This window comes from Variovorax sp. WDL1 (genome assembly GCF_001541225.1).
Taxonomy (GTDB): domain Bacteria; phylum Pseudomonadota; class Gammaproteobacteria; order Burkholderiales; family Burkholderiaceae_C; genus Variovorax.
Genome location: NZ_LMTS01000224.1, coordinates 2,403 through 11,285, shown reverse-complemented (window position 1 = coordinate 11,285; position 8,883 = coordinate 2,403). Strand labels below are relative to the sequence as shown.

Sequence of the window (8,883 nt, the reverse complement as noted above, 5' to 3'; positions counted from 1 at the left end):
GCGCGCGGCGACCACCAGAAAACCAGCAGATCACCTGCTGGGCTGCGGCCCGCCAGATGCTCAACCGTGAGGTCGTCGGCTCTGGTTACCCATGCCGCTACAGGGCCGTCTATGCGTGCACCAGCCTCCTGCGAGGCGTTGACAACCTGCCACCGATCAGCACGAGGAGTCCACCAGAAAACCAGCAGATCACCTGCAGGGCTGCGGCCCGCCAGATGCTCAACGTCACCTGTCGTCCAAGCAGCGACCGGGCCTACAACATGCTCACCGGTCGTCGCGGTGACGTCCTCAGTGGCTGTCAATCGCTGGTCAGCATCGCTGATGCTCCTGAGCGTTGCCCGCCGGCCGGAAACTCCCGGCTTCGTGAAGTCACCAAGGCAGTTCGACATCAACTGTGCTCCTTGCAACCGGCAGCCCATGATGAGTGAGCGCCAATCAGATCGATCGGGCAGCAACGCTGACCGGCGACGAAGTCGCAGCTCTGGTTGAGGAGGACCTTGTGACCCCGCTAACCGCGAATCGGCGCGCACATTATTGATCTGGCTGCCCACTTGGCCAAGGATTGTTACCCGCATTCCTGCTTCCAGGAGCCCGCACCCGCGGTGCCCAGCCCCTGTGCGCGTGGAAGCGATACCCTGGATGTCGCTGGTGGTTCATGCTGGCCGCTGACACAGCGGAAGCATCAAGGAGTCTTCATTCGCGGCGAGACCCACTTCAATCACGAAGAGTGGAAGGCTTCCGAGAGATTGAGCCTGTGCGCGTCAACGTGGTGTGCGTGCGCAGCCGTTGGCGTCACCGAGCCATCTGATCAGGTCAGCCGAAAAATGCGCGACCGAGCTACCCGACACTCAGACCACCGCTTTGCGCATCGCGCGCACTACCGCTCGGCCAGCTCGTCGGCGGTCTCCACACGAAGAACCTTTGAGCTGGCCAGCCATCACAACCGCCTGAAGCGCTGGCGATGTCGGCAGTACTTCGAAACCGGTCATTAGGAATCGACGGGCCGCTGATGCCCGTATGACCGCAATGTGCCGGTGACCGTGAGTCGAGGGTACGGTGCTCATCGACAGCAACCGCTGCATAGCGGATCGTCTACCAGAGGCCGTCCCACGACAGACGCTTGCGTCTTGCCGGCCTGCACTTCTGCCGATCACCCCTGGCTATACTCCGCCCGTCACTCCACCATTGGGGTGACCGGGATTGGCGTCCCGAGCAAGCTCCGCGATGTCCTTGGAGACCATCATGGTCAAGTCTGCTCGTGCACGCGCCACTCCTCGCAACGTCTCCGCTCGCGCCGAGCGAGTTCCTGTCGAGAAGGTCAACATCTTCTCCGACCCCGAACCCGCCCCACGGCACACCCTCTGCGCCAACGACCTGGACCCGCGACTCAACGCCCCAGCCTTCCTCTGCCACATGGAGGAACTGCATCGCAAACTACGCGACTTCGAAAGCCGCCCTCTCCCCAGCGACATCCCGGCCAGCGCCGAGTTCAACGCGATGGTGACCGAAACCCGCGCGCTGCTCTCGCTCTACGCCGATTTCGCGCGCCAACTCGCAACGCGCGAAGTCACCGCCGCCGATCAGACGTGGCCCGCACCTTGCTAAACCCGCCCCAATGATCGAAAATTTTCTTCCCTTGCACCACAATGTAATTTTCTTTACATCCCCCGCACCCTGAACGGGCGAGTACCCCACAACCCCACCGCATGCCGGCTCCCCCCGCAGCCACCACCGTCGCCCAGCGCATCGCCCAGGCCTTGCGGCAGTTGACCCCTTCGCACCGCCAGGTGGCCGACTACGTGCTCGAGCGCCCGTTGCAGGTTGCCACCTTGCCCATCGACGAGTTGGCCGCAGCCGTCGGCGTCTCGGTCGCCACCGCCAACCGCTTCGCCCGCGCGCTGGGCTTCGACGGCTATGCAAGCTTCCGCGCCGAGCTGGTCCGCGGCTTCGAGCCGCTGGTAGCACCCGTCGAGCGCCTACGCGGCAACCTCGCCAGCCCTTCGACCGTTGCCGAGGTATTCGCGATCGCCCTGCAAGAAAGCCAAGACAACATCGGCGCAACACGCCAGGCCCTCGACCCCGCCTCCTGCGAAGCCGCGGTAGCGCGCGTGCTCGGCGCCCGCACCGTCTTCATTGCCGGCTTCGGCGCCAGCGCCTGGCTCGCCGGGCTGCTGCACCATGGGCTGGATGCCTACTGTGCCGACGTGCGCCTGCTGTCCTCGGTCAGCGGCGTCACGCACGGCGCGCGCGCCCTGTCGCGCGGCGGGCCGCAAGACCTGCTGGTGGCGCTGACCTTCCCGCGCTACCTGACCGACACCGTGGCGCTCACCAGCATCGCGCGCAGCCAGGGCGTGGGCGTGCTGGCGCTGACCGACCGGCCCAGCTCGCCGATCGCGCCGCTGGCCGATGTCACCCTCTACGCGCAGACCGAAACCCGTTATCGTCCCAATTGCGAAACCAGCGTGCTGGCGCTGATCGAAGCCCTGACCAGTGCGGTGGCCCTGCGCGCGCCGCAGGCGTACCAGGCCGCAAGCCAGGTGGTGCATGCCGTGATGCCGTGGCTGCACGGCGCGCAGGGCCTGCGGGCCGCGAACACGCCGAGAATGAAGCAGAGGCCGGCGCCGCGCGCGCCAGCCGGAAAGAAGAAAACCCGATGAGAACGACACCCGTCATTGCCATCCACGGCGGCGCCGGCACGATCAGCGCCGCGGCACTGAGCGCCGGCGCGGCGCAGGCCTACCACGAGGCGCTGCACGCCATCCTGCATGCCGCCCGGGCGTCGCTGCTGGGGGGCGCTTCCGCGCTCGACGCGGTCTGCCTCGCGGTCGAGATGCTGGAAGACTGCCCGCTCTTCAATGCCGGCCACGGCGCGGTCTTCACCCACGCGGGCACGCACGAGCTCGACGCGGCCGTGATGAACGGCGCCGACCTGCGCGCCGGCGCGATCGCCTGCGTGAGCCGCATTCGCCGCCCCGTGCGCGCCGCGCGTGCGGTGATGGAAGACGGCGCCCATGTGCTGCTGGCCGGCGCCGGCGCCGAGGCCTTCGCGCGCGAGCGCGGGCTGGAGATGGTGGAGCCCTCCTACTTCTCGACCGAGGCGCGGCGCGCGCAGCTGGCGCAGGCGCAGGGCGCCGGCCGGGTGGTGCTCGACCACGACGGCGCGGCGAGCGCCGCCGCTGCGCCGCTGGACGAGGGCCGCAAGTTCGGCACCGTCGGTGCGGTGGCGCTCGACCTGCAGGGGCACCTCGCGGCCGCCACCTCCACGGGCGGCATGACCAACAAGCGCGTCGGCCGCGTGGGCGATTCGCCGCTGATCGGCGCGGGCACCTATGCCGACGACAAGCGCGCCGCCGTGTCGTGCACCGGCAGCGGCGAGATGTTCATCCGCGCTGCCGCGGCCTACGACGTCTGCGCGCGCATGCGCTATGCGGGCCAGTCGCTGGCGCAGGCGGCGCAGGCGGTGGTGATGCAGACACTGCCCTCGATCGGCGGTAGCGGCGGGCTGATCGCGATCGATCGCAACGGCAACGTCTGCATGCCCTTCAACACCGACGGCATGTACCGCGGCCATGCGCGCGGCACCGAGGCGCCGCAGACCGCCATTCACCGATGAGTGCGATCGTTTCGCCTTCTGCCGCGGCCTGCACTGCCATGCAGATGCCCGAGCTGCGCGTGCTCGAGGTCGACGGGCTCACCGTGCGCTTCGCCACCTCGGAGCGCACTGTCGATGCGGTGCGCAGGCTGAGCTTCCACGTCGACCGCGGCGAGACGCTGGCGATCGTCGGCGAGTCGGGCTCGGGCAAGTCGGTCACCTCGCTCGCGCTGATGCGGCTGGTCGAATACGGCGGCGGCCGCATCCCCGAGGGCCGCATGAAGTTCAGGCGGCGCGATGGCCGCGTGCTCGACCTGGCCAAGGCAACGGATGCCACGATGCGCGGCATCCGCGGCGCCGACATCGCGATGATCTTCCAGGAACCGATGACGTCGCTGAACCCGGTGTTCACCGCCGGCGACCAGATCGCGGAAGCCATCACCATCCACCAGGGCAAGGACCGTACCGCATCGCGCGCGGAAGCGCTGCGCATGCTGGAGCTGGTGCGCATTCCCGAGGCGCGCAGCGTGCTGCAGCGCTACCCGCACCAGCTCTCCGGCGGCATGCGCCAGCGCGTGATGATCGCAATGGCGCTGTCGTGCCGGCCTTCGCTGCTGATCGCGGACGAGCCGACCACCGCGCTCGACGTCACCATCCAGGCGCAGATCCTCCAGCTCATCCGCGAGCTGCAGGCCGAGATGCACATGGGCGTGGTGTTCATCACGCACGACATGGGCGTGGTGGCCGAGGTGGCCGACCGCGTGCTCGTGATGTACCGCGGCGACAAGGCCGAGGCCGGGCCGTCGGAGCAGATCTTCGCGGCGCCGCAGCATCCGTACACGCGCGCCCTGCTCTCCGCCGTGCCGCAGCTGGGCGCGATGCGCGGCACCGAGCTGCCGGCGCGCTTCGAGCTGCTGCAGGTCGATGCGGCCGGTGTGAGCATGAGCGACCGCAGCCCGCAGGACACGGTGCGCCTCGACGTGCCGCCGATCCTTCGCGTGAAGAACCTGGTGACGCGCTTCGACCTCAAGAGCGGCCTGTTCGGCCGCGTCACGCGCCGGGTGCATGCGGTGGAAGGCATCAGCTTCGACCTGCATGCCGGCGAGACGCTGGCGCTGGTGGGCGAGTCGGGCTGCGGCAAGTCGACCACCGGCCGCTCGCTGCTGCGCCTGGTCGACAGCCAGGGTGGCGAGATCGAGTTCAAGGGCCGCAACGTGCTGGCGCTGCCGCAGGGCGAGCTGCAGGCGCTGCGGCGCGACATCCAGTTCATCTTTCAAGACCCGTTCGCGTCGCTGGACCCGCGCCTCACGGTGGGCTTCTCGATCATGGAGCCGCTGCTGGTGCACCGCGTCGCCAAGGGCGCGGAGGCGCTGGCGCGGGTGCGCTGGCTGCTCGAAAAGGTGGGCCTGCCGGCCGACTATGCGCAGCGCTACCCGCACGAGTTCTCCGGCGGGCAGCGCCAGCGCATTGCGATCGCCCGCGCGCTCGCGCTCGACCCGAAGGTGGTGGTGGCGGACGAGTCGGTGTCGGCGCTGGACGTGTCGATCCAGGCGCAGATCGTCAACCTGATGCTCGACCTGCAGCGCGAGCTGGGCGTAGCCTTTCTCTTCATTTCGCACGACATGGCGGTGGTGGAGCGCATCAGCCACCGCGTGGCGGTGATGTACCTGGGCCAGATCGTCGAGATCGGTCCGCGCCGCGCCATCTTCGAGAACCCGCAGCATGCCTACACGAAGCGGCTGATGGCCGCGGTGCCGGTGGCCGACCCGACGCGGCGCACGCAGAAGCGCCCGCTGCTGCAGGGCGAGGTGCCGAGCCCGGCGCACCCGGTGGGCTACGAGCCTTCGGTAGCGCCGCTGGTCGAGGTGGGCCCGGGGCATTTCGTGGCGCGGCATCCGATTGCCGGCGATTTTTAATTTTTCAAAGGAGTCTTCGCATGAACAAGCGTCTTACCCGAATCGCAGCCGCCCTCGCGCTGGCCGGTCTCGCCCTGTCGGCGCAGGCCGCCAAGGACGTGGTCGTGGCCGTGCAGTCCAACTTCACCACCACCGACCCGTACGATGCCAACGACACGCTCTCGCAGGCGGTGGCCAAGGCCTTCTACCAGGGGCTCTACGGCTTCGACAAGGACATGAAGATGGTGCCGGTGCTCGCCACCGGCCACACCGTGAGCAAGGACGGGCTGGTGTACACCGTCAAGCTGCGCACCGGCATCCAGTTCCACGACGGCACGCCCTTCAACGCCGAAGCCGTGAAGGCGACCTTCGACCGCGTGACCAACCCGGACAACAAGCTCAAGCGCTACAACCTCTACAAGAACATCGCCAAGACCGAGGCGGTCGATGCGAGCACGGTGCGCTTCACGCTGACCGAGCCCTTCTCGCCCTTCATCAACACGCTCGCCCACCCGTCGGGCGTGATCATCTCGCCGGCCGCGCTGGCCAAATTCGGCAGCAAGGGCATCGCGCAGAACCCGGTGGGCACCGGCCCGTTCAAATTTGTCGAGTGGAAGTCCACCGACTACATGAAGGTCGCCAAGTTCGACGGCTACTGGAAGAAGGGCTATCCGAAGGTCGACACGATCACCTTCCGCCCGGTGGTCGACAACAACACGCGCGCCGCGATGATGCAGACCAACGAGGCGCACTTCGCCTTCCCGATGCCGCCGGAAGCCGCCGAAACGCTCAAGGGCAAGCCCAGCCTGGAGGTGACCAGCTCGCCCTCGATCATTCATCGATACATCTCGATGAACACGCAGCAGAAGCCCTTCGACAACCCGAAGGTGCGCCAGGCCATCAACTACGCGATCAACAAGGAAGCGCTGGTCAAGGTGGCGTTCTCGGGCTATGCGATACCGGCGGAGGGCGTGCTGCCCAAGGGCATCGATGGCGCGTCGAAGCTCGGCCCCTGGCCCTACAACCCTGCCAAGGCGCGAGAGCTGCTGAAGGAGGCCGGCTACCCGAACGGTTTCGAGAGCACGCTCTGGTCGGCCTACAACTACACGACGGCGCAGAAGGTGATCCAGTTCGTGCAGCAGCAGCTGGCGCAGGTCGGCGTCAAGGTGCAGGTGCAGGCGCTGGAAGCCGGGCAGCGGGTGGAACGCGTCGAGAGCGCGCAAGACCCGGCCACCGCGCCGGTGCGCATGTACTACGTGGGCTGGTCCTCTTCCACCGGCGAGGCCGACTGGGCAATGCGCCCGCTGCTGGCGTCCGAATCGTTCCCGCCGCGCCTCTTCAACACCGCGTACTACAAGAACGAACAGGTCGATGCCGACATCAAGAAGGCGCTGGTGACCACCGACCCGGCCGCCAAGGGCAAGATCTACGCCGATGCGCAGAAGCGCATCTGGGACGACGCGCCCTGGGCCTTCCTCGTCACGGAGCAACTGCTGTCGGTGCGGGCGCGCAACCTGACCGGCTTCTACGTGATTCCGGACGGCAGCTTCAACTTCGACGACGTCGAGCTGAAGTGACTTCAGTGCTCCCCTGTGCCTGGCACGATCCTCGACGCATGAAACCGCGCAGCCGAGTCGTGAAACACCGCGGAACCGGCTTTGCCGGGCCGCTGATGCTGCCCCCGGAAGGGGGTTGGCGAAAGCGACACGAAGTGCGCGCAGCCTGGGGGTGAGCGAATGCTCCAGTACGTCCTCAAGCGCCTGCTGGGCCTCTTGCCTACACTGCTGATCGTGGCGGTGCTGGTGTTCCTGTTCGTCCACATGCTGCCCGGCGACCCGGCGCGGCTGGCGGCCGGACCGGACGCCAGCCCCGAGACGGTGGCGCTGGTGCGCGCGGACCTCGGGCTCGACAAGCCGATGCCGCAGCAGTTCCTCAACTTCTTCACCAACATGCTGCAGGGCGACTTCGGCCGTTCGCTGCGTTCGAAGCGGCCGGTGTCCACCGAGATCGCCGAGCGCTTCATGCCTACGCTGCTGCTCACGCTCACCAGCATGGCCTGGGCGGTGGTGTTCGGCATGGCGATCGGCATCACGTCGGCCGTGTACCGCAACCAGTGGCCTGACCGGCTGGGCATGACGCTGGCGGTGTCGGGCATTTCCTTTCCGGCCTTTGCGCTGGGCATGCTGCTGATGCAGATCTTCTCGGTGCAGCTCGGCTGGCTGCCCACGGTGGGCGCCGATTCGTGGCGCCACTACATCCTGCCCTCGATCACGCTGGGCGCCGCGGTGGCGGCGGTGATGGCGCGCTTCACCCGCGCCTCCTTCGTCGAGGTGATCCAGGAAGACTTCGTGCGCACGGCACGTGCCAAGGGCGTGTCGGAGAAGTGGGTGGTGCTCAAGCACTGCCTGCGCAACGCGCTGATCCCGGTGGTCACGATGATGGGGCTGCAGTTCGGCTTCCTGCTGGGCGGCTCGATCGTGGTCGAGGCGGTGTTCAACTGGCCCGGCCTCGGGCGGTTGCTGGTGGATGCGGTGGACATGCGCGACTACCCGGTGATCCAGGCGCTGGTGCTGCTGTTCTCGCTGGAGTTCATCCTGATCAACCTGGTGGTGGATGTGATGTACGGCTTCATCAATCCCACCATCCGCTACAAGTGACACGCGTGACGCGCGAGACTGACGATGAGCACACCTCCCGCTGAACCCATCCCCGCCGTGGCCGAGCAGCCGACCGCTGCAATCGTCGCGTCCTCGCGCGTGCGCACGCCGTGGACGGAGTTCTGGCGCAAGTTCCGCATGCAGCACGTCGCGATGGGCGCCGGCATCTTCGTGCTGCTGCTCGTGGCCGTGGCCATTCTCGCGCCCTGGATCGTGCCCTACGACGCCGAGAACTTCTTCGACTACGACAAGCTCAACACCGGCCCCTCGGCGGCCCATTGGTTCGGGGTCGATCCGCTGGGCCGCGACATCTTCAGCCGCATCCTCATGGGCGCACGCATCTCGCTGGCCACGGGCTTCCTGTCGGTGGTGCTGGGCGCCATCATCGGCACCGTGCTGGGCCTGCTGGCCGGCTACTACGGCGGCTGGTGGGACCGTATCGTGATGCGCATTTCCGACGTGCTCTTCGCCTTCCCCGGCATCCTGCTGGCGCTGGGCGTGGTCGCCATCCTCGGCAGCAGCATGACGAATGTGGTGGTGGCGGTGTCGGTGTTCAGCGTGCCGGCCTTCGCGCGGCTGGTGCGCGGCAACACGCTGGCACTGAAGAACCTCACCTACATCGAGGCCACGCGCAGCATCGGCGCGAGCGACAGCACCATCCTGCTGCGCCACATCCTGCCGGGCACCATCTCCTCCATCGTCGTGTACTTCACGATGCGGCTCGGCACTTCGATCATCA

At 67.4% G+C, this 8,883-nt stretch carries 8 protein-coding genes; all 8 read left to right on the top strand.

Annotated features, from left to right (window positions below; all coding sequences use genetic code 11):
* Positions 1-428, top strand: a 428-nt coding sequence (locus APY03_RS44630; RefSeq protein WP_232324440.1) for a hypothetical protein, incomplete at its 5' end; no start/stop codon positions are given.
* An 814-nt stretch (positions 429-1,242) separates the two neighbouring features.
* On the top strand, positions 1,243-1,605 hold the full coding sequence (locus tag APY03_RS27625; protein WP_146039387.1) for a hypothetical protein: 363 nt from the start codon (positions 1,243-1,245) through the stop codon (positions 1,603-1,605).
* Positions 1,606-1,706: 101 nt separating this feature from the next.
* Positions 1,707-2,657, top strand: coding sequence for a MurR/RpiR family transcriptional regulator (locus tag APY03_RS27620; protein ID WP_068681928.1), 951 nt, complete (start codon positions 1,707-1,709; stop codon positions 2,655-2,657).
* Positions 2,654-3,613 carry an isoaspartyl peptidase/L-asparaginase family protein gene (locus APY03_RS27615; protein WP_068681926.1) on the top strand — a complete coding sequence of 320 codons (960 nt, stop codon included), beginning with the start codon at positions 2,654-2,656 and terminating at the stop codon, positions 3,611-3,613. The genes APY03_RS27620 and APY03_RS27615 overlap by 4 nt, the downstream gene beginning before the upstream one ends.
* Positions 3,610-5,508 carry a dipeptide ABC transporter ATP-binding protein gene (locus tag APY03_RS27610; protein WP_068681924.1) on the top strand — a complete coding sequence of 633 codons (1,899 nt, stop codon included), beginning with the start codon at positions 3,610-3,612 and terminating at the stop codon, positions 5,506-5,508. The genes APY03_RS27615 and APY03_RS27610 overlap by 4 nt, the downstream gene beginning before the upstream one ends.
* 20 nt (positions 5,509-5,528) lie before the next feature.
* Complete coding sequence (gsiB, locus tag APY03_RS27605; RefSeq protein ID WP_068681922.1) at positions 5,529-7,064, top strand: glutathione ABC transporter substrate-binding protein GsiB; 1,536 nt, start codon at positions 5,529-5,531, stop codon at positions 7,062-7,064.
* 159 nt (positions 7,065-7,223) lie between these two features.
* Positions 7,224-8,144, top strand: coding sequence for a glutathione ABC transporter permease GsiC (gsiC, locus tag APY03_RS27600; protein ID WP_068681920.1), 921 nt, complete (start codon positions 7,224-7,226; stop codon positions 8,142-8,144).
* Between the two features lie 24 nt (positions 8,145-8,168).
* Positions 8,169-8,883 (top strand): ABC transporter permease subunit (locus APY03_RS27595; RefSeq protein ID WP_232324439.1); only part of this gene is annotated, 715 nt, incomplete at its 3' end.